Genomic DNA, 23528 nt, shown 5'->3' on the forward strand with positions numbered 1-23528 from the left:
AGGCTTCAGGCCAACACCTCACACATCCCGATCGCCGAGCAATCCACCTGGAACGGCCCGAAAACCACGCCTTCATTCCTGATCGGCGGATTGCCGGCCAGCATGCCCTGGGCATTGGCGTTTTCGATGCTGCGGGCAATGTTGTGATTGGCTTCGATGGCCCGTGCCACCGAGCCCGCCGAGCCCTGGCCGATCCCCAACAGGGAGGATCCGTTGGTCATGAACGCCAGGAAGGCGACGAATACCGCTTAGCTCTCCTGCCTTTCTATTTCCACGCGAAAAACCTAGGTTTGATGTCAATGAAGCAATTCTGACGTGTGGCTTTCAGTCGATTATTGTCTTGCCAGACGCGTACTCTCTCTAGCTTCTTTTCAGACCAAGACGAATTCCGGGCACAGGCTCTCGGGTCCGCACGATAACTCAACACTCGGTCGACCCCAAGGAAACGGGACGCCTCTGCACCAGAGTCTGCCACGAATCTAACGTCGTCCAATCGATGCCTTTTTCTAGTTCAAATCGACAGACGGGTCCGCTCATCAAAATCTGCGTCTGGATGGCCTGCTCGGCGTCAGCGGTACATCCCCACGGAACAGTGTCCAAGTCCTGTAGGAGTCCCGTCAATATATCCTGATCAAGGCAGTCGCCGAATCGAGCGACCAAAAGATGTTTCGCGCGGCGAAATCGCATTCCGGTGCCGACCAGTTGCGCAGCCAAGAGCGATGCGCCATGGGCCGCTATAGCAATTTCGGGGGCATGCCGCACGATCATCCCCGGCATTCCCGATAGCATTGATCCCGCCGCCGCGACTTGCCGCAAGTCATCCGCCAGGTCCGAGCGCTTGAATAGGCAGGCTGCGATCAGGTCATCGCCGACATTGAAGACGCCCCGCCCGGCGAGTTCCGAAAGCGCCTCCTTTGGCCACTTGGCTGCCAGGAAAAGGCTGGCCTGCCGGAGCGACTCATAGCGATCGGACCACAGTCCATTGTCCTCGGCCTCCTCATTCAGCCAGTGCGCATACCCGTCAATCAAGGCCCGACAATAATCGAATCCCCTGCGCAGACAACGTAACAGCAGACCGCGAACGATTCGGCTGCACGCCATCGCGGCGACCGTCGACGACATTGGCAGGGCGTGCAAGGCGACGTACTGCGCCCTGTCCTCGATCACCGCTCGATACCGTATCAGTGTGGTAAGTATCTCCTTCCATTCCAATCCGTCGAAACGTTCGGCGAAACCGTCCACGGCTTCGTTGGCGACATACGAGAAATCGTAAGAGGCGTCGAATAGCAAGCGCGTGGCGACCACAAAGTGCCAGAGATGCTCGTAATCCCAGGGATCTGATCCTTGCGCGTTGAGGCGGATGAACAGTGTCCAGGTACCCAGCACTTGCTCGCGCCGGACCGTCAGTGCTGGGAACATCCAAATTTGGAATCGATCTAGAAATACCTCAAATGCCAGGATCCGCGCGATTTCGCCCCCAGGGCAATCAGGCGGCTCCGTCCACTCTACCGAGATCTGCCCCGGCGTGAACACGTAGCTCGCCTTGTGCGTTCCCATCGGAATCTGAATCTCGAGCAACTCTCGCTCGAAACGCAGAACCTTCGTCGAGCGACTGCTGAACGTCGAACAGAAGTGTTCTAGCGCTTGTACGCGCCGTGGTAGCCCCAGAGCGTCAAGCCGCAGCCCCGCCAGGGAGTATTGATGAAGGAGATTGTGGAGAACGTGCGGATTCTCGTACCGCTGCGGTGTTCCATGGGAAACCACAATGGCGTCAAACTCGAATCGCCAATTGCGGTCCTGTATCTCGAATGACTCGGGCATCTCGTCATCAGTCCATTGACGCAGCCAAATTTGAAAGCGCTGAAGCACTGCGGCATCGCGCTCAGACAGCGATCCGATGTTCAGGAATTCGATCCACCATTGCATCACTATGAGGTAGCGGCGGTAGCTGCCAGCGTCGCCCTCCTCCACTGCGCGCCATAGCAGCCCTTTCAATGAGGCGTCATACATTTCGACCAGCGATCCTCTGATCTGCTCAGCGACGTTTTCCAGACCGGCTTCGTACAGCGCACCCCGGAGTGTCAAATAAGTATCGTTGAGTTGCAGAGGAAGCCGCGCGGTCGTGCTGCCACCCGACACCATACCTCTAAACGACGCTACTGACTGTCGGAACGCGTCCACCGGTTCGAGGACGGCGGGAACATCGAGAGCCTGCCGCGCAAGCAGGATCCCACTTGCGATCGGCAACTCCAAAGAACGGATGGATACCATCGACTCGACAAACAAGCCATCTTCAAGATCGTGTGCCAATGCATCGAGGTAGGAGACGGCGTCGTCCGGCTCATAAACCGGCAGTCGCGCACATTCCGTCCTGACGAAGGCCACGCTTTCAAGAATCAACACGGCGTTGTCGCGCTGAAGCGCCTTCAATTGCGCGGCAGCCGAATCGACCAGGCGCCGCAACGTTTGCGATGGTAACCAGGACGTCGCCGCTTCACAGTCGAGCAGTGCCAGGACAATTCGAAGGTCACCACTCGCGACCAACGTGCGTGTCACGGACGACAGCGCGAACAGTGTGCGCAGTTCACGCTGCGGCTCATTCTGTGACACCTGGAACGCACGTTCGTAGTCCCTCGCAAACTCAGTGAGCACGCAGCATTCGCCGGCATACCCTGGATTCTTTGACCGCCAGATTGCCGCGAGCAGTGAGGGTGACTCCACTACTCCGTCGTCGCGTTGCATCCACCTCGCCGACATCGGCTGCTCGCTACGTGCGAACAGCCGCTCCTTGACTTCGCGCGCGACCGGCAAACGACGCAGCTGGGAAAGGACTTCGACGCAGTCTCGCGTCAGCTCGCCGCCAGGTGCCAGCACCTCATCGGTGAAAACAAGAGCGCAGTCGTCGGGCAACACCAACTCTCGGCGACGCTCACTCTGAATTGAACGCAGCAGCGTCGAGTCACCGAGAATGCAGGTGCCGCGGTCAAATACAACGCAGTCTGCTCCGGCTGGCATGCGTCGAGTGTCCATTCTGACGCATGTAGTTTTCTGCTGGCGGAACATGATACCCGCGTGTTCCTCCGCACTGCCTTCGTCCACTAATACCACCGCCACGTCGGCCTGCTCGCGCGCGTTGAGCGCAAGATATCGACGCCAAGCGCTCATGAGATCAGGTGCCACCAATGCGCGGCCCGAGGTTTGTGCACCCAGCATCAACAAGCCGGCTTCCACGGCATCGTAGCGACCGATCAATGTTTCACGGCATGCATCGGTCAACACATCACGATCGCGAAAGGCATCATCAGAATACGCCGGCCGCGCCTGCAGCAGATGCAACCGCTGCACCGTCGTCGCGCGCAGATGGCGTCCGCGCCATAACCTAAGGTCTGAGCAAGCAGGACGCAGCACCAAGGCCGTCGCCAGCGAGCCGGTATTCTGAGCGCTGGCGAAACCGAAACCGATCGTATGCGCGACGTTCATCAGTTGTGGGTTTCGCGGCATGACGGTGGTCGCGGACACGAAGCCAAGTGTCGTCTCTAGGCCCCATTCGCAATCGATCGCAATGAAGTCGAACGTCTGCATCAGCTCATTACATACCGCCTCCATGTGATCAAGAACTGCTGTGTCCAGATACGGCGAATGATCGTGACCGACATCGCCACAGACATCGATCTTCAGTAGCTGCTGCACAAAGCATGGAATTGCCTCGACATGATCGTAACGCCCCGAGAGCGCAAGTTGGCGTCGTGCATGCTCGGTCGATCCACTCATGGCCACAGTGGCAATGCACCGTATCAGCGCTTGTGGCTCGGGACATATCAGGCTTTCGTAGCCGCCGGCATTGACGTGATCCGTCAGGTCCTCGTTACCTGCACTACGCACGATCCAGGGCGCTGAACCACAAACGTCCTCCACGCTTCGCGTCAGCAGCGGAAAAGCCTCCTCCAAAGCGGCTGCGTAGATCGATACCGCTTCATCCGCCTGTGCCAGGCCGCCCGCCACTGCGGTTGGCAATGGGGCAATCGGAAAGATAGGCAGGACAAGATTCCCCAGGGATTCGATCTTCCGGATGCGCAGGAGCCGATCCGCTTTGGGTCCGTAGAGTTGTTCTTCGTCTGTAGTCATGATTTAGCACGCAAGATCCGATGATTGGGGTGGTGCGGCATGGAGTTGGGCCAGCAGTCTAAGCAGCCGATGATGAAGATTCTGATCTGCTTCACTCAGTCGCCCTAGGCGACTGGCAACTTCCGCCGCCACGATCATTCCGAGGCCGACAACTTCACCATTCGGTACACGACCCTCCGCCCCATAGGTTGGCAAGAGCTTGAGTTGAAAGCTGCTCGTACAATACGCCCGCATGCAATTGACTGACTGTTCTATCGCTAATCAAGTGATAGTTTGAGGCCCTGATCTCACACAAATTCGAAATGATTTCATTCAGGCATCGAACACCAATCAAATCCGAATAGCATTCATCTTCGAACTGCAGTTGCAAGTCACGCATAAAACCCTCTCAAGGTATGCAATAGCGTTGCTACAAGATGACGCTTATCGATACTCCCCCAGTCAACACGACTACGGGATACTACGGTTTCTCTTGTGCGTCGTACCGAACAAAGCGTGAACACTGCGAATATAAATGCGACTAAGGCTGCTGCTCCGGCAACAATTTTTTATGCAAAATGCAATATCTGAAAAGCACTACAAAGCTCTAGGAAGCGTATTACAGTTAATTCTTACATAAATAATTTTTGAAATTTTAAATTTTCAGAGCTCAGCTTCTCTGCTACGGTAATTCGACATGGACGAACAGAGGGCATCTCTTGCCGATGGCAATTAGTTTCTCTCCAGCAATTATCCAAGTGCAATGCTTGCCAGGACCGAACTACTCCAATGAGTGGGCAACTACGCGACTACAGTTGATTTGATGTAAAGCGCGGATTATTCACTCAATAGAAAAGCGCGATAACTTCATCGCACGCCTCCGCGTAACCACGTCAGAGGATGACATATAACAATGACTTCTTCCTTAGAGCAGCATGTCGAAGGCCGCCCGCTCGGTAATTCCCATGTGCATGGGCTGCGCTCAAACACCCTGTTGGATGATCCTTTCGACGTGGTCATCATTGGTAGTGGAGCAGCAGGTGCGGTTGCTGCAGACACCTTTGTTCGAGCCGGGCTCCGCACCCTCCTGGTGGAAGAAGGAGCGAGACTCAACGGGCCATGCAAGCACTGCAGCCTTTCGATAACTGATGATCAATTAAAAAGTGACCACACTCATGACACCCCACTTGATTCGCCAACTTGTCATTCACACAATCTGCAATGTGATTGGCGCGCCGCCTGAAGAGGTTACGGCCCTCGACAGGGTTGAACTGAATACACGCGATTGGGAGCAAGTCTTCAGCCGGCTGGAAGCAACGCTCGACATCCAGACCGGTATGTTGACCTCGGCCGAGCGATCGTTTTCCATCTACGCGTTGACGTGTGTTCTGCACACCAAGCTGACAGACGACATGATTACCTAACCGATACGTGATCGGAATCGTCGTGAATCCTGACGCGCAACGTGACCTCATCCGGCCGGATCGCTGTTTACCGGTGTGATGCGCAAGTAAGAACACCGACACTGTGGCGAGGGGGCTTCAGGCCAACACCCCGCACATCCCGATCGCCGAGCAATCCACCTGGAACGGCCCGAAAACCACCCCTTCACTCCTGATCGGCGGATTGCCGGCCAGCATCCCCTGGGCATTGGCGCTTTCGATGCTGCGGGCAATGTTGTGGTTGGCTTCGATGGCCCGAGCCACCGAGCCCGCCGAGCCCTGGCCGATCCCCAACAGGGAGGATCCGTTGGTCATGAACGCCAGGAAGGCGATGACCCAGAGTCTGTGCCCTTTCATGCGCCGATGACTCCCGCGAGTTCCGCCTGATCAACGCTCGCGTTTTGCCCACGGTGTTCAAACTGGATGCCGGGATAAGCAACCTGGATTGGCGCTTCGAAGGTGGATTGCGACTGCGCTGAAAGGCTGACCACCAGCACCATGGCAAGGTAAAGACCGATCGCCACATAGGCGCCGTGCTTGGCAGAAGTGAGAATTGTGCTGGCCATGATGTTCTCCGCAGGCATGTTTCAATGCCCACAGAATCGATCAAAAAAGCCTGGGTAACCACTCAGGGCTATCCATAGTGACCATCAACCTCATTGATCATTAAGCCAGACTATTTCAGTCTTCAATAAAACTTATCAAGCGCTCGCGCGCAGCCTCCGGCTCACCCGGAACAGGGTCGGCTGCCGACAGAATGGGGGTGGAATAGAGAAACAAAAGAACCAATGCCAGACGCGTCACCATGCTGCCGATCCTTGCCGTGAGGAGGAGTCAAAAAATCAGCGTCAATTTAGACGTATGGCCATATGATATCAAGCGCGACATTGATGGCAAACTGATACTGTCGCAAATGCGTTATGCAGGAGCGACATCACTCTGATCGTTTTCAACACCCGTGTTTCAACATCAGGGTCTTCGATCATCAGTGACTTCGCTCCTGCATAAAGGCAGGGGTGAACGTTCAGGCCTGGGTTTTGTGATCCAGTGCGGCGTAGAAGTTGGCGCTCTGTTGCAGGTATTTCTGGGTGTAGCTCTGGGTGTGGGCTTTTTTGTCGCTGATTTCAACGTTGGCACTGGCTGGCAGCGCAACGGTGGCAGAAATGGCGGAAGCGGCAATGACAGAGAAGATGTTGAAGTTCATGGCGGTATTCCTCGGATTCAGTTGGCTTGCTTGCCCGGTGGGGCCGTGAAGCAAACTTAACCCTCGAGGGTTCGTGCCTTGAAATGCTTTGTAGCAGTACCAGATATCAGCGTCATTGATAAAAGCAGGCAGGCCCCATCAACCGGGGCCTGCAGCTTATTGACGCAGCAAAAACCTGAGGTCGCTCGGGGCGTCCATCGGCAGTTTTTGCACGGTTTTGCCAAGCAGACCGGTCCTGGCGTCGCGTTCGACGACGACAATCTGGTTGCTCTTCTGGTTGGCGATCAACAGGAATCTGCCGCTCGGATCGAGGCTGAATTCCCGCGGATGATCGCCCTCTACCGCCCGCCGTTGCAGCTCACTGAGGTGGCCGGTCGCCGGCTCGATGGCAAACACCAGCAGTTGATTGGCCGTACCACGGTTGCTGACGTAGAGGAACTTGCCGTCAGCCGAGGCATGCAACGCCGCCGCCGCCTTGTCCGAAACCGGTTGCCCGGCAGCCAGATCGACCATCTGCGTCTGTTCGAGTTGGCCGTCGTGGTAGTCGAACACCGCCACTTGCGCGCTCATTTCCATGGTCAGCCAGGCATGTTTGCCATCGGCACTGAACAGCAAGTGGCGCGGCCCGCTGCCCGGCGGCAGTTGCACGAATGCCGGGGTGGCCGGGGTCAACGGCAACTCCGGGTTGGCCTTGGGGTCGAAGCGGTAGGCAAACACCTTGTCGGCGCCCAGGTCATTGACGAACACGTACTTGCCGTCCGGCGACGGGATGGTCGAATGCACATGGGCCGAGGCCTGGCGCTCGGGATTGACCCGGCTCGCCGGGTGGCTGCTCATCTGCACCACCGGTTTGAGCTTGCCATCGGCCGCCACCGGCAATACCGCCAGGGTGCCGCCCGGGTCTGCGGCCACCGAGTAATTGCTGACAAACAAATGGCTGCCATCGGCGCTGAGACTGGAATGGGTCGGCTCGTTGCCCAGGCTTTGTACCTGGCTGACCAGGCTCAGCGCATGGGTCTTGGGATCGATCGCGAAACTGCTGACGCGCCCGACCGGATCGGTCTGGCCCGGGCCGTTTTCGTTGACCACGAACAGGTGTCGCCGGTCCTTCGACAGGGTCAGCCACGACGGGTTTTCGCTCTTGATCACTTGCAGGGGGCTGGCATCGATCTGCCCGGTGCTGCTGTCGAAAGCCAGGCGGTAGATGCCCTGGCTTTGACCGGCGGTGTAGGAGCCCACCAGCAGCTGATAGTCATCGGCGGATGCGACCTGGACGCCCATGGCGCCGATGCTGCCGGCCACCAACAGTGGCCAGATGTTACGCATCGTCATTCGCGTCTTCACCGTCATCGTTGTCACCGCGGAATGCGGTCATGCACACCAGCCGGTGCTCGCCGGAATCGCCGGTGATCAGCCAGCTTTGCAGGGTTGGATCGAAGGTCGCCGCCTGGATCTGCACCGGCGTGAACTCCCAATGTTTGGCTGCGCGGCCATCCATGCATTCGATATGCAGGTTGTCGAATTCATCGAGGGAGAATTCGAAAGCGTGCAAGCCGTCGATTTCCACCATATCGCAGTGTTCGAGGACGTTGAGCAGGGTGTCGGTTGCGGAAGTCATGGCAGTCAATCTTTGAATGGGAAAGCGCCAATGATAGCTCATGCACCACCACCTCTGTAGGAGCGAGCTCGCTCCTACAATCGTTCTGCGCCAGTATCAAAACCCAGCTCTGGCGACCATCCCTCCCGCGCCTGCTATCATGCGCGACGCCTATTCGCACAGGACCGCGCCGTTTCCCATGGATTACCGCAAACCCTCCGATCGCAAAAGCATGCACTCGCGCATCGTCCAGGAGCTGGGCATGCAGATCGTCTCGGGACGTTTCCTGCCGGACGACAAACTGCCCGCCGAAGCGCTGTTGTGCGAAGAGTATGCGGTCAGCCGGCCGGTGCTGCGTGAAGCCACCCGGGTACTGGTTGCCAAGGGCCTGGTGTATTCCCGTCCGCGGGTCGGCACCGTGGTCAAGCCGCGCAAGGACTGGCACATGCTCGATCCGGACGTGCTGCACTGGTTGATGCAAAGCAGTCCGCAGAATCAGTTTTTCGACCTGCTGACCAGCGTGCGCAGCATCATCGAACCGGCCGCTGCCGCCCTCGCCGCGCAATTCGCCACGGAAGCGGACATTGCCTCCATCGGTGAGGCCTACCAGCGCATGGAAGCCGCGCCGACGCCGGAGGCGCTGTTGCAGCCGGACCTGGACTTCCACAGTCGCATCGCCGATGCAACGCACAACGACCTGCTGGCCAACCTGTGCAACATGCTCTCGGTGGCCATTGCCGAAGCCTTGAAGCATTCGAACCAGCGGCCGAACCTGCATGAACTGGCACTGCCCCGGCACAAGGCAATCCTGACCGCCATCGAAAACCGCGATGCCCTTGGCGCGCGGCATGCGACGCTGGTGCAACTGGACGATGCCCGCAGCGCGCTGAGTGTCGTACTCGGCTCCGAGCTGTCCTGAGCGACGCATCGGCCGGTCACCAGGCACGATCCGACACAATTCTCGAGTACCCAGGTGGTAGCGGGATACCGCACTCGCCTGCGACAAACTCGCCATTCTGGCAGCGAAACCACACTTCTTTCGCTACAGAACGGTATCCGCTATGCAGAATCAATCCGCCGTCCCGCCAGACGAAACTCAGGGACAACCCACACGCCCCACTACCAGCGACGCTCCCGCTCAAGCGGTCGCCCGTCGATTCGCCAGCCGACCGACGTTGCGCCAGGTCGCCGGACAAATGCTTCACGCCAGTATTCTGGAGCACTACCCGCCTCTGGCCCTGGACCTGGATGTCACCCGGCTGGCCATACCCAACCAGACCGGGGGATGGGACCTCAAGCTATTGATCGACGTGGCCCTGGACTATCTGGGCAACAACACATCCCTGAATCTCACGGCAGAAATTGACGGACGCGTACACTTCCTCACCAACCGCGCGCCCTCGCACCTGACTTATGACGCGCAAGGGCCAAAACGTCCCGACATGGGCGTTATCCAGGAAAAAATCCAGTCATTGACCTTGACCCTGGGCACACAGTTTCAGGATGCCCTGACGGCCTACTGGAACCAGGCGCACGACACGAAGGTCAGCCACTGGCAATGGTTGGGTGACCTGCTGGCAAGCGGTCTGAACAGTGCGGCGAGCCTTCTTCCCGCAGCTCAAAAAGATGACAGGGCCGCACTCTACGAACTGGCTCGACATCCCGACCGTCGTGAGCGCCAGGTCATCCCCCACCCTGACGGCTTTGTGCATGCCTATTGCCTGGAAACCTGCTTGATCCACAACGGCGAAAGCACGTCCTTCACCACGCCGGACCTGCTCGTGGTGCAAGGAAGCCGGATCTTTTTGTACCGCGTTTCAGGCCGTCTGGAGTCGTACCCGAGCATGGAAGCGTTCAATCAGGTCTGGGGGCGTGAGGTGGAGCGCCAGTTCATCGCCGACAAAGTCGTCATCAAGCGTTCTGAGCCCGATGGAAACATCTTCGATACTCAGGCCGCGTTGCTGCTGGAGCGTCAGTTGGAGAACCTGGACGCCATCCGGCTTCCCGCCGACCAGGGGGTTCGCGCCCTGGAAGAACGCTTCGCGGCCAGTACCGACCCGGCCCCTTACTTCAGCCATGCTCCGGCACCTGGCCAGCAATCTGTCGAAAAAATACGCGCGACCCTGCCCCAATGGCTCAAGGACGCCAGCGACAGCGAGCGTGCCGAATATCGTCAATTGCTGGTCGAGCAGGCGCAATGGCAACGACAGACCGGCGGCAAGTCCTTCCTCGACGGCATCGAAAACCTGCATGATTTCACCAACAACGCCTTGCGTGATCAGATACGCCTGGACCATCCCGATTCCGATTGCGAACCTGGCGATCTGGTGCTCGATTTCCGGGTGGCGGCCGGTGATCTGGGCAGCGGCTTCATCACCCGCGTCCCCATGACGCTGACCGAACTGGCCATCCAGAACCTCAGCGCCACGCCCTCGGGCAGCATGGCCATCACGGACAAGACCGGCAAAGCCGTCCCGTCGTGGCTGACCACCGACTACATCCTGGGTGAAAAGGGTCTGTTTAGCAGTACCGAAGGGCTGATCAGCCGGGTGAACATCGGCGAACGTTACCCACACACCCTCAAAACCCTGCTGCTCGATGACAACAGCGAATCGCAACGTCGCGAAGTCCGGTTTGGCCAGGCGCTCAAGGTACACCTGCCGCTTCAGGCGCTGGAACACACAATCCGCGGCGAGCACGGACTGAGTTTCCAGGGATACCGACTTATAAAGGCCGTCTTGCACACCCAAGCACCCGAGCGCGTCGTCGACGGCCAGGACATCGTCGTCCGCGCGCTTGCCTTTACACGCAAGGCCGGCGCGGCCGCCGATGTCGTCGACAACATGTTCATCATTGAACCGCGGGACACCGGCATCGGCCCGCACATCCTGTATCGGCCCGTATACCAGGACGCTTTGCAGCAATTCTCCAGCCGTGAAGCATTGTTCAACGCCATTGCACAAGCCGGTCCCCTGCAAGACAGCGTACTGAGCTGGCTGCCGGACAGGGCCCGGCCGATCTACAGCAATGACGGGTTCAACAGCCCCCACATCCTTCGTTTCGGCCCGGGAGACGACACCGTCCGTTGGGAGAAACCGGAGCCGGCACAGTTGGCTCAGGGCTCCAGCACCGAAGAAGTATCTGGTTCGCTGGTACAGGCGCTGGCCACCGGGAATCTGACGCAGTACCTCTACGCCAGCAACGCACGGGCGCTCATCGACCTGGCTGACAGAGAATCGGTTTCCAACGCCGAAAACCGCTGGGCCATCGTGCGCGAGGGCGGCTGGTTGCTGTTCAACGCCTTGCTCCTGCCAGTGCTTCGTGGCCCGGCGATGCTGGCCGGCTGGATGCTGCAACTGGCTGTCGCCCTGAAAAGCGATGTGACGGCGCTGCACAGCAATGATCCGACAGCCAGGGAACTGGCCTGGGTCGATCTGCTGCTCAATGTCGGGTTGATCCTGTTGCATGTTTCTCCCCAACCCCATCCGCCCGGGCTTTCGACACCGGCACCCCGGCCGGCAGAGCCGCCACCACGCCTCGCCCGCCTGCGTCGTCCACCCCAGGATGTCGCTCCTGCGACCGCCGTCATCGAGCAAGACGTGGTCGGCTTGCCCGCAGAACCTCCAGCCGCTGATCACACCCGGATCGATTTCATTCACTCCACCGCCAGGGATTCCTCAAGCCAGCGCCTGTTGAATGCATTGCTCGAACTCAAGGTCGCCTGGCCCGTCCCGGTTCCCGCCCCCGTTGAAATCGGCATGTTCAAGGGGCTGTACCGTATCGACCATCAATGGCATGCCTCACTGGGAGGATTGCTGTTCAAGGTCAGTATCGTTCCAGGGTTCGGCGACGTTTACATCATTCACCCCGAAAAGCCGCTCCATCCCGGCTTCAAGCTCAAGACCGACGGACAAGGCAGATGGTCGCTGGACACGGGTCTGAAGCTGCAGGGCGGAGGCCCCAAGAATCGACTCAAAGCCAAACTGGCGGAAATAGACAAGAAACGTGAGCAAGCCACCGTTGAGGCCAACCGAATCGGTGGGACCGTATCGACGCTGGCAACACAGGCAAAGGATATGGACCGGCAACTGGAAGCCGCAAGAATCGTGTACGCCAGCGCCGACAACGAACTGGAAACCGCCCGTATGCGTCTTCGCGCATCGCCCGAGGATCAGGCCCTCCAGGGCGACCATCGGCTCAAGGCCATTGCGCGATCGCGCAGCCGGCTGAACTTCCAGGTATTGCAGGAAAGTGATCAGGTCATTGTCGATCAGTTGATCCAGGCCCGTCGCGATTTGATCCAGGCCTATCGACAACTCAAGGACGTTGACATGCGCTTCGAATACGAGGCAAAAGCGACCGGCGAGTACACGGCGATCCTGTCCTCCTACGGACTGAGGATCTATCGGCTGGCGACCCTCTACCTGGCCAGCTTCGTTTCCGAGCAAGGCGAGTCGCTGATCGAGTTGCAACACAACAGCAATGACATCGAAACCGCCCAGCGCATGTACGACCTTCTGCAAACCCTTTTTGCCGCCTCCGAACGACATACCCAGGCAATCATCACGCAGGATGGGGTTTTGACAGAGCTTGCGCAGGGTTTCAAGACCGGGCCGGCACAACGCCTGAAATACCTCAAAAGCCATCCTGACCGCAGGTTTTCCAACCGAGTCACCGCCATCCTCGAGTCGCTCGACATACTTAACATCTTGAGCATTGATACCACCGTCGAAGCGAAAACCCCGCAGGAGCAGTACTTTCTCAAGGTTCATGAAGACCGTCTGGGCGCCATGTCGGCGCTCGAGGACTCCCATCTGGAGCTGCTGAGCACGGATGGTTTTACCTCACAGGAACGCAAAGACGTCCTGATCAACCTGATCAAGCACTACAAAAGGCGCCTGCAAATCAACACCTCACTGCTGGAGCTTGAGTCCCCCTTGATCCGCCCCCGCTATATGTCGCTGCTGATGGAGCGTCTGGAGATCGCACGGGACAATGCCGAGACCGAACTGGCCGATCTGTTGCGCGAGGACGAATTTCTGCCGGTATTGCCCGTCGCCTTCAAACCCGTCAAAGCACCGTCGAAGACCAAACGGGTGTTCAAGTCGCGGGACAACGGCGCCCTGGTGGGGGAGCTGGAACCGGCGAGCGCAGGTATGCCGTTTCCGACAATCGTCACGCGAAACCCGGTCACCCTCCAGGTCAGTGGACGGTTCATGGAGCACCCCAATCAGGGATGGGTCGAAATTGTCGAAGCCGCGCCGGTGCGGCCTGTGCACCCAGCGCAACCGCGTACTGTTGCGGCGCTACGCACGGAGGGGCAGCGACTGATCGACGAAATCCCGGCCATTGAGCGTTCAATCGAGTTTCAGAAAAGAAAGCTCAGTGATCCGCAACGGCGGGATGAACTCAACCCCCGCGACTGGAGCGATATGCTGGAACACCAGGCCGAACGGATCGAAACCCTGGCCAGCGAACTGGAGCACGCCCAGCCAGACAACCCGCAAATCGACAACGTGCTTGAATCATTGCGCAACACCGCCAGCGAAACCCGGCTCAAAGGCCAGCAACATTGCATCGAGGGATACAAGGCACAACGTCCCCGACAGGAAAGTATCGAGTACCTTCGCGATCGCCAGGCGGTGGACATCGGGCTGGTACAGGCACTCAAGCGGACGGCCGCCAAAGACTATCTGACGGAATTCGCCATTCGGGAGAAAAACTCGGACACGGTGCTGTGGTACGCCCATTTCCACTACGCCCAGGCGAACAGCGCGCCCTCGACCTACACCATCGCCCACCTCAAACGTCCCGAACATCGCTTCATGACCCTCAAGGATCTGATTGCCCAGGCCGGGCCGGATAACAAGGTGATCATCCGCGACCTCTACAGCCCCATTACCCCACCACGGGATCAAAGGCTGTTCTTGGACCTGTTGCCCGTTCGGTAGTCGAGTCACCAACTGCGAAGTACGCCGCCAGAAACGTCGAAAGCCGCGCCTTTTCAGGTCGCGGCTTTCGGTGTCAGGGCAATGAAACGGTCAGTGGGCAAACAACGAATTGCCCTTCTGCCCCGCCAGTTTCTCCGGCTTGATCAGGAACCGCGCCAGTGCCGGCAACAGCCACAACGCACCGAACATGTTCCACAGCAGCATGAACGTCAGCATCAGCCCCATGTCGGCCTGGAACTTGATGGCCGAGAAGATCCAGGTGCACACGCCGATAGCCAGGCACAGACCGGTGAACAGCACCGCCTTACCGGTGGACTTCAGTGTCTGGTAATACGCCTCTTGCAGCGGCAGGCCGGCACGCAGGAAGCTTTCCAGGCGGCTGTAGATGTAGATGCCGTAGTCCACGCCAATCCCCACTCCGAGCGCCACGACCGGCAGGGTCGCCACTTTCACGCCGATGCCCATGAAGGCCATCAGGGCGTTGCCGAGTACCGAGGTCAGCACCAGGGGCAGCACGATGCACAAGGTCGCCGCCCACGAACGGAAGGTGATCAAGCACATGACCGCCACACAGATGTACACCAGGACCAGGATGGTCAGTTCGGACTTCTTGATCACCTCGTTGGTGGCCGCCTCGATCCCGGCGTTACCGGCCGCGAGGATGAACTCCAGGCCTTCCTTGTTGTTTTCCTTGGCGAAATCCTGCACCGCATGCACCGCGCGATCCAGGGTCTCGGCCTTGTGATCGTTGAGGAACACCAGCACCGGCGCCAGGGAACAGCTGTTGTTGTACAGGCCGTCAGCGCGGGCGATGGAGTTGTTCAGCACATCAGGGTTGCGCGACAGGGTTTCCCATTTCAGGTTGCCCTCGTTCATGCCCTTGATCATTTGCTTGGACACCGTCACCAGAGAAATCGCCGACTGCACGCCCTCGGTGTTCTGCATCTTCCACATCAGCTCGTCGATCGGCGCCATGGCTTCGTAACGCGAGCAGCCTTCGGACTTGGTCTTGACCATCACCACCAGCACATCGGAACTGGTGGAGTAGTTGTTGATGATGAAGTTGTTGTCCTTGTTGTAGCGCGAGTCCGGACGCAGCTCCGGGGCACCCTGGTCGAGGTCGCCGATTTTCAGGTTCTGGCTGTACCAGAGGCCGCCGCCAAAGGCGATCAGCGCCAGCAGAATGGAAACCGGTGCAACTTTGGCGCTGGCGAAATTCGCCAGCAGGCGCCAGAACGGGTGTTCGCGCACCGCATCTTTCTTGCTGCGCTCGACAGCACGCTTGCTGATGCCGACATAGGAAATCGCCACCGGCAGCAGGATCAGGTTGGTGAACACGATCACCGCCACGCCGATGGACGCGCCGATGGCCAGTTCACGGATCACACCGATATCGATGATCAGCAGTGTGATGAAACCCACGGCATCGGCGAGGATCGCGATCATCCCCGGCAGGAACAATTGACGGAACGTACGGCGCGCCGCCGTCAGGGCGTTGTCCGCTTCACTCGATTGCAGGGCGATCCCGTTGATCTTCTGCACGCCGTGGGAAATACCGATGGCGAAGATCAGGAACGGCACCAGCATCGAATAGGGGTCGAGCCCGAAGCCGAAGAAGTGCATCAACCCCAGTTGCCAGACCACTGCCACCAGCGTCGTGCTCAACACGGCGACGGTACTGCGCAGGCAGTTGGTGAACCACAGCAGGAGGATCAGGGTGATGACGAAGGCGATGCCGAAGAACATCACCACCATCACCAGGCCATCGATCAGGTCACCGACTTTCTTGGCGAAGCCGACGATGTGGATCTTCACGTTCGGGTTCTGTGCTTCGAACTTGGTGCGGATTTTGTCTTCAAGCTCGTGGGAGAACTGGCGATAGTCCAGCGCCAGCAGCTTGCCCTGGTCCTGCGGGTCCGGGTAGGACTCCAGCAACGGAATGTCGACGATGCTCGACTTGAAATCGTTGGACACCAACCGCCCGACCTGACCGGACTTGAGCACGTTGTTGCGCAGCAAATCGAGGCTGGCCTGGGAGCCGTTGTAGCTTTGCGGAATCACCTCACCGCCGGCGAAGCCCTCTTCCGTCACTTCGGTCCAGCGAACGCTCGGGCTCCACAGCGACTTGAGGCCGGAACGGTCGACACCGGAGATGTAGAACACCTCGTCGTTGATCTGACGCAGGGTCTCCATGTACTCCTTGGAGAAGATGTCGCCATCTGTGGCTTCCACCGAGATCCGCACGGTATTGCCCAGGTTCGCCAGATCGTTGCGGTGCTCCATCATCTTCTGGATGAAGGGATGCTCCAGCGGGATCATTTTTTCGAAACTGGTGGACGGGCGGATCAGCGTGGCCTGCCAGAACAGGAAAATGCTGACCATCAGGCAGATGAAGATCACTGCCGGACGGTTATTGAAGATCAGGCGCTCGAGGAACGTCGCCTTGTCCTGGTGATGAGTACTCAAGGAAGTCATAGCTCCGCCTTCTTATTATTAACCCGGCTCATTTGCCCGACTCGGTACCGTTCGGCGAAGTGACGCGAACGCCGCCCTGCCCGGCCAGAACCAAATTGCCATTGCCTGCCGCAGTCACTGCCGAGACCGAAATACGGTCCGGACGGTTGACCACCTTGAAGGTTTCGCCATTGTCGCTGCTGCGAATCACCGAGCCGCCGTTGCCGACGATCACGATGGAACCATCGTCGAGCAGCGTGCCGCCGGACAGCCCGAACTCCAGGTCGCCACGTTCAGCCTTGAGCTCGACTTGCTCCCAGGTGGTGCCGAAATCCGTGGAACGGTAAAGATTGCCGCGCAGTCCGTAGGCCAGCAGCGTATTGGGCTGCGCCGTGCCGATCACGCCGAACAGCGAGCCTTCGTACGGACCTTCGAGTTTCTCCCAGGTCTGGCCCCAGTCCGCGGAGCGGAACATGCTGCCCTGCTCGCCGACGATGAACAGCCCGGCGTCCTTGACCGCGGCAATCGCGTTCAGGTGGTACTGGTCTTCGTTATCGAGGCGGTCGCTGGCGTCTTCCCAATGCTTGCCACCATCGGTGGTTTCCATCAACGAGCCGTAAGCGCCCACGGCAAAGCCGCTGTCGACGTCCTTGAACCAGACATCGAGCAGCGGCGATTCGCGTTTCAGATCTTCGAATTGCTTGGTCCAGGTCGCGCCGCCGTCCTCGCTGGCGAGGATCTGCGCGTCATGGCCGACGGCCCAGCCGTGCTTGTCATCGACGAAAAACACCGACGTCAGCAGGGCCCTGGTCGGGACCTTGGCCTGGGTCCAGGTAGCGCCCTGGTCATCGGAATACAGGATGTGCCCACGATCCCCGACCGCCACCAGGCGCTTGCCGGCGTGGACGACATCGAGCATCAGGCTTTTGGCAGCCTTGGCAGATTCAATGGAATAAACAACGTCGGATGCTGGCGCCGCCGCGGCCAGCGCGGGTGCCGACAGCATGGCAGAGCCCAACAGCGAGAGCGCTGTAGCCAGCAACGCGAATTTGCGTAATGCCGGCGGGCGGCAGATACCCACACCCATGACAGGCTCACTCATAGACCTTCCCCCATTATTATTGTTAGGTCGTTCAACCTTTCTGGGCGCCGCAAGGGTGCATGTCTGGACCGGCTGTTTCAGAGCATAGTCCTGAAACCCGCAATCCAGAGCCCCTTCGGAAGCTGGCTTATCCTATCGGTGTTTTTTAATGTCTGACAATCGACGCCACGTTATCTTTTGTTAACCGAGGGGATGCGTGCTTGTCCTGAATGATTGGGTATCAGGTGGGGTGATTGCGGTTTTGGTGTGGGTGGTTGTGTTCAGTGTTCGGAGTACATATCCGTTGCTGCGGTAATGGCTGCTGACGCTTTCGCTCCCACAAGGTTCTGTGTCGCTTAACCGCTCACCCTGACGGGTCCTCCACAATCGACCACCTGTGCAAGAATAGACGCCAGCTATAGCGAATTGGCGCAGGACTCCCAGATGAACGCAACACCGACCGCCAGCGATGCCCAGGCCTTGATCGCCCGAATCGACTGGGCAAGCAGCCCGCTGGGCGCTGCCAGCACTTGGCCACAAAGCCTGCGAACCGCTGTGGACATCGTCATTCACTCACCGATGCCGATGCTGCTGCTATGGGGCCCGCAACTGACGCAGATCTACAACGACGGCTTCGCCCTGCTCGCCGGCAGCAAACATCCACACGCTTTCGGACAGCCGGCACACTTGATCTGGCCAGAGTTGAAAGACTTCACCGATCCGATCTACAGCGCCGTCCTGCAAGGTCAGGTACGAACCTACAGCGAGCAGCGCTTTACCCTGCAACGCGGGGACCGGGAATCCGACTTCTGGCTCGACCTGACCTACAGCCCGATCCGCGACGAGGGTGCCGAGGTGGCCGGGATCCTGGTCACCGCCATCGAAACCAACGAACGCCGGCGCATCGCCCTCGAACTCGAACAGCGCTCGGCGGCCAGCCTCAAGGCCCAGCGTGAAACCGAGGAGCGCCTGCAACTGGCCCTCGCCGCCACCGATGCGGTCGGTACCTGGGACTGGGACATCAGCGAGGACCGTTTCATCGCCGATGCGCATTTTGCCCAGTTGCACGGCATCGACCCGGCCATGGCCAGTCAATTGCCGATCAGTGAGTACCTGCACGGCGTACACCCCGAAGACCGCGCCCTGATCGCCCGCAGCATCAAGCATTGCATCACCCACGGCAGCGAATACGCCGAGGAATATCGCCTGCTGCAAACCGACGGCCAGATGCGCTGGGTGTTTGCCCGCGGTCGCTGCTACAAGGATCACCACGGCCGGCCGATGCGTTTCCTCGGCGCCGCCCTGGACCTGACCGAACGCAAACACACCGAACAGGCCCTGCGCCAGAGCCAGACCGAGCTGCAACTGATCATCAACGCCATGCCGATCCTGATCAGCTACGTCGACCGCGAAGAACGCTTTCGCCTGAACAATGCGGCGTACCTCGACTGGTACGGGCTGACGCCGCAAGAGCTTTACGGACGAACCATTCTTGAAGTGCTCGGCGAAGAAGCCTATGCGCTGCGCGCCCCGCACATCACTGAGGCGCTGTCCGGCCGGCCCTGCTGCTTCAGCATCAGCACGCCACACCGCGACGGCAGCATCCGCCAGGCCTTGATGAATTACCTGCCACGCCACGGCGCGGATGGCGCGGTGAACGGTTTCTACATCTTCGTGATCGACGAAACCGAACGCAAAAAGACCGAAGAAGCCCTGCGCAACCTCAACGAAACCCTTGAGGAACGGGTTGCCGCCCGCACCGGTCAACTGGCCGAGGCCAACGAACGTCTGCAAAACGAGATGTTCGAGCGTGAGCGTGCCGAAGACGCCTTGCGCCATGCGCAGAAAATGGATGCGGTCGGCCAACTTACCGGCGGCATCGCCCATGACTTCAACAACATGCTCACCGGCATCATCGGCAGCCTCGACCTGATGCAACGCTACATTGCCGACGGCCGCGCCAGCGAGATAGGCAGGTTTACCGAAGCGGCCGTGTCCTCGGCCAACCGTGCCGCCGCCCTCACCCATCGCTTGCTGGCGTTCTCCCGGCGTCAGTCGCTCAACCGCAAGCCGCTTAACCCCAACGAGTTGATTCACTCGCTCGTGGACTTGTTCAGGCGTACCAAGGGCGACCATATCGAGCTCAACCTGCAACTGGCCGAGAACATCTGGCGGGTCAGCACCGATGTCAGCCAGCTGGAAAACGCCTTGCTCAACCTGGTGATCAATGCCCGGGACGCCATGCCCGATGGCGGCGAGTTGCAGATCGAAACGGCCAATGTGTACCTCGACGGCAACGACATCACGACCCTGGAACCGGTCAAGGCCGGCGACTACGTGATGATTGCCGTCAGCGACAACGGCACCGGCATGACGCCCTCGGTGCTGGCCAAGGCATTCGACCCGTTCTTCACCACCAAGCCCATCGGCCAGGGCACCGGTTTGGGCTTGTCGATGATTTACGGTTTCGCCCAGCAAACGGGGGGCCATGTCAGTCTGTTCAGCCTGCCCGGACGGGGCACCAGCGTGCGCTTGTACCTGCCGCGCCTGCATTCGACCGAGCCGGAAAAAGTCCTGTCGCCCGTCATCGGCGAGGCACCGGCGGCGATTGCCGGCGAAACCGTGATGCTGGTCGAGGACGATGCGGCGGTGCGCATGCTGGTACTGGACCTGCTCAAGGAGCTCGGTTACCGCGCCCATGAAGCTGAAGATGCCAAGGGCGCACTGCCCGTGCTGGAGTCGGACCTGCGGGTGGACCTGCTGGTGACCGACGTCGGGTTGCCGGGCATGAACGGCCGCCAACTGGCGGAAATCGCCCGTCAGCATCGTCCCGAACTGAAAGTGCTGTTCATGACCGGTTACGCCGAGATCGCCGCCGAGCGCCAGGGTTTCCTCGAAGAAGGCATGGACATGGTGGCCAAGCCGTTTTCCATCGACCTGCTGGCCAACAAGATTCGCACGATGATCAGTCAACCGGACTGAGTTGAGGCATAATCGCGCGCCCCCGCTGCCACCCACATAGCCACCACCGTTGCAAGGTACCGCCACATGAAAGCTCAAGCCCGCCATATTCTGGTGAAAACCTCGGAAGAAGCCGAGCAGCTCAAACAACGCATCGCCAAGGGTGAAGCGTTTGACGTGCTGGCCAAGAAGTACTCGACCTGCCCATCGGGCAAGCGCGGCGGCGATCTCGGCGAAGTGCGGCCGGGGCAGATGGTCGGCGTGATCGATGCGGTGATCTTCAAGAAACCGCTGCGGGTGGTGCATGGGCCGATCAAGAGCAAGTTCGGGTATCACCTGGTGCAGGTGTTTTACCGGGATTGATCGATTGGCTTTAGTGCGCAATCGCGAGCAGGCTCGCTCCTACAGGGGATCTGCGTCGTGCACAAATAAAATGTAGGAGCGAGCTTGCTCGCGATCCGATGGCGCAGCCAGCGGCCATTCACCGCTTACCGTGGGATCAGTGCCCCCGGCACCTGAATCACCCGGCTCGCCAACCGATGCCCGGCCTCGGCAGCTTGCGATGGGCTGCCGCCCTTGAGCCGCGAAGCCAGATACGCCGCGCTGAACGAATCCCCCGCCGCCGTGGTGTCCACCACCCGCTCGACCTTCTGCGCCGGCACCTCGAATGACTCGCCATCACAACGAATCAGGCACGCTTGGGCGCCGCGCTTGAGCACCACTTCCGGCGTACCGATCTGCTCATACGCAGCAAACACCGCGTCACAATCGGCATAACCAAACAACGCCTGCTCGTCATCCACCGTCAGCAACGCCAGATCAACCTGCGGTAGCACACGGCGATACGCCGCCCGAGCGTCCTCGACCGATGCCCACAGCCGTGGCCGGTAGTTGTTGTCGAACACGATCCGCGCATCGCGCTGGCGGGCTTCGATCAGGGTTTCCAGCAGTTTTTCCCGACCTTGCGCACCGAGTACCGCCAGGGTGATGCCGCTGAAGTACAGCACATCGTAATCCGGCAGCGCAGCGAGGATCGGCGCCGCGGCCGGGGTGGTGAAGCAATCGCGGACTGCCGCTTCGTTGCGCCAGTACAGAAAGCGTCGCTCACCGGCGGCGTCAGTCTGGATGCAATACAAACCCGGCAGACGACCGGGCAGGCGCTGAACCATGCCGAGCCCGATATTTTCCGCCGCCCAACTCTGGCACATCGCGTCGCTGAAACTGTCATCGCCCAGGGCGGTGACGTAGTCCACGGAGCCGTCCGCTCCCAGTTCCCGGGACAGGTACACCGCCGTATTCAAGGTGTCGCCGCCGAAGCTTTGTTGCAGGCTGCCGTCGGCGCGATGCTGCAACTCGATCATGCACTCGCCGATCAGGGCGATGCGTGGAGTATTGGGGCCCAGGGTGTTGATAGTGTTCATTGTTGTGGGGTCTCTGGTGTTTCTGTGTTGTCTGGTCGGACCTCATCGCGGGCAAGCCCGCGATGGCCGCGCCGCGGTCTCAAAACCTTTTAGAAACAGGTTTCCATGGTCTCGATGACGTTCAGTTCCTCATCCACCAGACAGCCGACACGCCACTTGTCGAACGTCAGGCACGGGTGCGAAGTACCGAACGAAATGATGTCGCCCACCCGCAGATCAACCCCCGGCGCCACGGTCATGAACGCATGCTGGTCCATCACCGCAGTCACTTTGCAGGCGCTCACATCATCGCCTTTGGCCGGTACGGCGCCCGCCTTGTAACGCAGCAACGGCACCGGCAAACCGGCGTCGTAGGCCACGTCGCGTTTGCCCAGGGCAATCACCGCAAACCCTGGTTCCGGCAACGACTGCACGTGCGCCCACACTTCCAGCGCCGGACGCAGGCCTTCGTGCAGGTCGCTGCGACGGTCGAGCACGCAGCACTGCGCCTCTTTGTAGATACCATGGTCGTGAGCCACGTAACTGCCGGGACGCAGCACGCTGAGGAAACGCCCGGCGGCGTTTTGTGCTTCGAAGGACTCGGCAATCAGGTCATACCAGGCCGAACCCGACGCGGTGATGATCGGCTTGGCAATGGTGAAGGCACCGCTGTCCTGCAACTGCACCGCCAGGCGCACCAGTGATGCGGCGAAATCGCGAATGCCGGTCACCGCGTGATCGCCATGGATCACGCCTTCGTAGCCTTCGATCCCGGTCAGGGCCAGCGCCGGTTGCGCGGCGATGGCCTTGGCCAGATCGAGCACTTGCTGCTCGCTACGGCAACCGCAACGACCACCGACCACACCGTATTCGATCATGACGTTCAGGCGCACGCCGCGGGAGGCGAAATAGGCGCCGAGGTCGGCGACGTTATCCGGGTGATCGACCATGCAATAGAAATCGAACGTCGGGTCGGCCAGCAGGTCGGCGATCAACGCCATGTTCGGCGTGCCGACCAACTGGTTGGCCATCAACACCCGGCGTACACCATGGGCATAGGCCGCACGGGTTTGCGTGGCACTGGCCAGGGTGATGCCCCAGGCACCGGCGTCCAGTTGGCGCCGGAACAGCGCCGGGGTCATGCTGGTTTTGCCATGGGGCGCCAGTTCGGCTCCGCTGTCGCTGACGAACGCCTGCATCCAGCGAATGTTGTGTTCCAGCGCCTCGCGGTGCAGTACCAGCACAGGCAGGCTGACGTCACTCACCAGGCTGGCGCCAACGGGCGCGGTGCCTTTTTCCACGGCGGCAGTATTGGGGGCAGAAGACATGGTCGA

At 59.7% G+C, this 23528-nt stretch carries 18 protein-coding genes; 6 read left to right on the forward strand and 12 right to left on the reverse strand.

The annotated features are described in order from the left end of the window. Positions 1 to 5: 5 nt before the first annotated feature. Both AC3ITY_RS18460 and AC3ITY_RS18465 read right to left on the reverse strand, forming a co-directional pair. Positions 6 to 221 (reverse strand): hypothetical protein, encoded by a 216-nt coding sequence (locus AC3ITY_RS18460; RefSeq protein ID WP_489304288.1) that lies wholly within the window; start codon positions 219 to 221, stop codon positions 6 to 8. A gap of 199 nt (positions 222 to 420) precedes the next feature. Beyond that, positions 421 to 4125: a hypothetical protein gene (locus AC3ITY_RS18465; protein ID WP_489304289.1), complete on the reverse strand. Its 3705-nt coding sequence runs from the start codon at positions 4123 to 4125 to the stop codon at positions 421 to 423. An 892-nt stretch (positions 4126 to 5017) separates the two neighbouring features. Here AC3ITY_RS18465 and AC3ITY_RS18470 point away from each other — a divergent pair. After that, complete coding sequence (locus AC3ITY_RS18470) at positions 5018 to 5347, forward strand: FAD-binding protein (RefSeq protein ID WP_489304290.1); 330 nt, start codon at positions 5018 to 5020, stop codon at positions 5345 to 5347. Beyond that, positions 5280 to 5528: a DUF6137 domain-containing protein gene (locus tag AC3ITY_RS18475; RefSeq protein ID WP_489304291.1), complete on the forward strand. Its 249-nt coding sequence runs from the start codon at positions 5280 to 5282 to the stop codon at positions 5526 to 5528. The genes AC3ITY_RS18470 and AC3ITY_RS18475 overlap by 68 nt, the downstream gene beginning before the upstream one ends. A 117-nt stretch (positions 5529 to 5645) precedes the next feature. Here AC3ITY_RS18475 and AC3ITY_RS18480 read toward each other — a convergent pair whose 3' ends face one another. The 6 genes from AC3ITY_RS18480 to AC3ITY_RS18505 all read right to left on the reverse strand — a co-directional run bounded on the left by AC3ITY_RS18480 (position 5646) and on the right by AC3ITY_RS18505 (position 8368). Further along, positions 5646 to 5903, reverse strand: a complete 258-nt coding sequence (locus tag AC3ITY_RS18480) for a hypothetical protein (RefSeq protein ID WP_489304292.1) — start codon at positions 5901 to 5903, stop codon at positions 5646 to 5648. Next, positions 5900 to 6112: a hypothetical protein gene (locus AC3ITY_RS18485; RefSeq protein ID WP_489304293.1), complete on the reverse strand. Its 213-nt coding sequence runs from the start codon at positions 6110 to 6112 to the stop codon at positions 5900 to 5902. Before AC3ITY_RS18485 ends, AC3ITY_RS18480 begins: the two co-directional genes overlap by 4 nt. Positions 6113 to 6227: 115 nt before the next feature. Next, positions 6228 to 6353 (reverse strand): hypothetical protein, encoded by a 126-nt coding sequence (locus AC3ITY_RS18490; protein ID WP_259674415.1) that lies wholly within the window; start codon positions 6351 to 6353, stop codon positions 6228 to 6230. A gap of 217 nt (positions 6354 to 6570) precedes the next feature. After that, positions 6571 to 6750: a hypothetical protein gene (locus AC3ITY_RS18495; RefSeq protein ID WP_007979950.1), complete on the reverse strand. Its 180-nt coding sequence runs from the start codon at positions 6748 to 6750 to the stop codon at positions 6571 to 6573. 156 nt (positions 6751 to 6906) lie between these two features. Next, positions 6907 to 8076 (reverse strand): lactonase family protein, encoded by a 1170-nt coding sequence (locus tag AC3ITY_RS18500; protein ID WP_489310925.1) that lies wholly within the window; start codon positions 8074 to 8076, stop codon positions 6907 to 6909. Further along, positions 8069 to 8368 (reverse strand): DUF5629 family protein, encoded by a 300-nt coding sequence (locus AC3ITY_RS18505; protein WP_489304294.1) that lies wholly within the window; start codon positions 8366 to 8368, stop codon positions 8069 to 8071. The genes AC3ITY_RS18500 and AC3ITY_RS18505 overlap by 8 nt, the downstream gene beginning before the upstream one ends. Before the next feature lie 178 nt (positions 8369 to 8546). On the opposite strand from AC3ITY_RS18505, the gene AC3ITY_RS18510 reads away from it, so the two are divergent. Together AC3ITY_RS18510 and AC3ITY_RS18515 are read left to right on the forward strand one after the other, a co-directional pair. Further along, the gene (locus AC3ITY_RS18510; protein ID WP_489310927.1) at positions 8547 to 9266 is read left to right on the forward strand and encodes a FadR/GntR family transcriptional regulator; all 720 of its coding nucleotides are present in this window, start codon (positions 8547 to 8549) and stop codon (positions 9264 to 9266) included. Between the two features lie 142 nt (positions 9267 to 9408). Then, positions 9409 to 14298: a dermonecrotic toxin domain-containing protein gene (locus AC3ITY_RS18515; protein WP_489304295.1), complete on the forward strand. Its 4890-nt coding sequence runs from the start codon at positions 9409 to 9411 to the stop codon at positions 14296 to 14298. Positions 14299 to 14388: 90 nt separating this feature from the next. Here AC3ITY_RS18515 and AC3ITY_RS18520 read toward each other — a convergent pair whose 3' ends face one another. Then, positions 14389 to 16773 carry an efflux RND transporter permease subunit gene (locus tag AC3ITY_RS18520; RefSeq protein ID WP_489304296.1) on the reverse strand — a complete coding sequence of 795 codons (2385 nt, stop codon included), beginning with the start codon at positions 16771 to 16773 and terminating at the stop codon, positions 14389 to 14391. A gap of 28 nt (positions 16774 to 16801) precedes the next feature. Continuing rightward, the gene (locus AC3ITY_RS18525) at positions 16802 to 17854 is read right to left on the reverse strand and encodes a WD40/YVTN/BNR-like repeat-containing protein (RefSeq protein WP_223460968.1); all 1053 of its coding nucleotides are present in this window, start codon (positions 17852 to 17854) and stop codon (positions 16802 to 16804) included. Between the two features lie 423 nt (positions 17855 to 18277). Here AC3ITY_RS18525 and AC3ITY_RS18530 point away from each other — a divergent pair, with 423 nt between their 5' ends. Continuing rightward, on the forward strand, positions 18278 to 20815 hold the full coding sequence (locus tag AC3ITY_RS18530) for a PAS domain-containing hybrid sensor histidine kinase/response regulator (RefSeq protein ID WP_489304297.1): 2538 nt from the start codon (positions 18278 to 18280) through the stop codon (positions 20813 to 20815). A gap of 66 nt (positions 20816 to 20881) precedes the next feature. Beyond that, complete coding sequence (locus tag AC3ITY_RS18535; RefSeq protein WP_007898282.1) at positions 20882 to 21157, forward strand: peptidylprolyl isomerase; 276 nt, start codon at positions 20882 to 20884, stop codon at positions 21155 to 21157. 125 nt (positions 21158 to 21282) lie between these two features. Here the strand turns inward: AC3ITY_RS18535 and AC3ITY_RS18540 are convergent, their stop codons facing one another. After that, positions 21283 to 22215: a sugar kinase gene (locus tag AC3ITY_RS18540; RefSeq protein WP_489304298.1), complete on the reverse strand. Its 933-nt coding sequence runs from the start codon at positions 22213 to 22215 to the stop codon at positions 21283 to 21285. Positions 22216 to 22304: 89 nt separating this feature from the next. Further along, positions 22305 to 23522 (reverse strand): amino acid deaminase, encoded by a 1218-nt coding sequence (locus AC3ITY_RS18545; RefSeq protein WP_489304299.1) that lies wholly within the window; start codon positions 23520 to 23522, stop codon positions 22305 to 22307. Positions 23523 to 23528: the final 6 nt, after the last annotated feature.

This window comes from Pseudomonas sp. GL_091 (genome assembly GCF_057837725.1).

What these genes read in the sequence shown, in the direction of transcription:
- AC3ITY_RS18460 (WP_489304288.1), bottom strand. Translation starts at nt 221, where the DNA reads ATGACCAACGGATCCTCCCTGTTGGGGATCGGCCAGGGCTCGGCGGGC.
- AC3ITY_RS18465 (WP_489304289.1), bottom strand. Translation starts at nt 4,125, where the DNA reads ATGACTACAGACGAAGAACAACTCTACGGACCCAAAGCGGATCGGCTC.
- AC3ITY_RS18470 (WP_489304290.1), top strand. Translation starts at nt 5,018, where the DNA reads ATGACTTCTTCCTTAGAGCAGCATGTCGAAGGCCGCCCGCTCGGTAAT.
- AC3ITY_RS18475 (WP_489304291.1), top strand. Translation starts at nt 5,280, where the DNA reads ATGACACCCCACTTGATTCGCCAACTTGTCATTCACACAATCTGCAAT.
- AC3ITY_RS18480 (WP_489304292.1), bottom strand. Translation starts at nt 5,903, where the DNA reads ATGAAAGGGCACAGACTCTGGGTCATCGCCTTCCTGGCGTTCATGACC.
- AC3ITY_RS18485 (WP_489304293.1), bottom strand. Translation starts at nt 6,112, where the DNA reads ATGGCCAGCACAATTCTCACTTCTGCCAAGCACGGCGCCTATGTGGCG.
- AC3ITY_RS18490 (WP_259674415.1), bottom strand. Translation starts at nt 6,353, where the DNA reads ATGGTGACGCGTCTGGCATTGGTTCTTTTGTTTCTCTATTCCACCCCC.
- AC3ITY_RS18495 (WP_007979950.1), bottom strand. Translation starts at nt 6,750, where the DNA reads ATGAACTTCAACATCTTCTCTGTCATTGCCGCTTCCGCCATTTCTGCC.
- AC3ITY_RS18500 (WP_489310925.1), bottom strand. Translation starts at nt 8,076, where the DNA reads ATGCGTAACATCTGGCCACTGTTGGTGGCCGGCAGCATCGGCGCCATG.
- AC3ITY_RS18505 (WP_489304294.1), bottom strand. Translation starts at nt 8,368, where the DNA reads ATGACTTCCGCAACCGACACCCTGCTCAACGTCCTCGAACACTGCGAT.
- AC3ITY_RS18510 (WP_489310927.1), top strand. Translation starts at nt 8,547, where the DNA reads ATGGATTACCGCAAACCCTCCGATCGCAAAAGCATGCACTCGCGCATC.
- AC3ITY_RS18515 (WP_489304295.1), top strand. Translation starts at nt 9,409, where the DNA reads ATGCAGAATCAATCCGCCGTCCCGCCAGACGAAACTCAGGGACAACCC.
- AC3ITY_RS18520 (WP_489304296.1), bottom strand. Translation starts at nt 16,773, where the DNA reads ATGACTTCCTTGAGTACTCATCACCAGGACAAGGCGACGTTCCTCGAG.
- AC3ITY_RS18525 (WP_223460968.1), bottom strand. Translation starts at nt 17,854, where the DNA reads ATGAGTGAGCCTGTCATGGGTGTGGGTATCTGCCGCCCGCCGGCATTA.
- AC3ITY_RS18530 (WP_489304297.1), top strand. Translation starts at nt 18,278, where the DNA reads ATGAACGCAACACCGACCGCCAGCGATGCCCAGGCCTTGATCGCCCGA.
- AC3ITY_RS18535 (WP_007898282.1), top strand. Translation starts at nt 20,882, where the DNA reads ATGAAAGCTCAAGCCCGCCATATTCTGGTGAAAACCTCGGAAGAAGCC.
- AC3ITY_RS18540 (WP_489304298.1), bottom strand. Translation starts at nt 22,215, where the DNA reads ATGAACACTATCAACACCCTGGGCCCCAATACTCCACGCATCGCCCTG.
- AC3ITY_RS18545 (WP_489304299.1), bottom strand. Translation starts at nt 23,522, where the DNA reads ATGTCTTCTGCCCCCAATACTGCCGCCGTGGAAAAAGGCACCGCGCCC.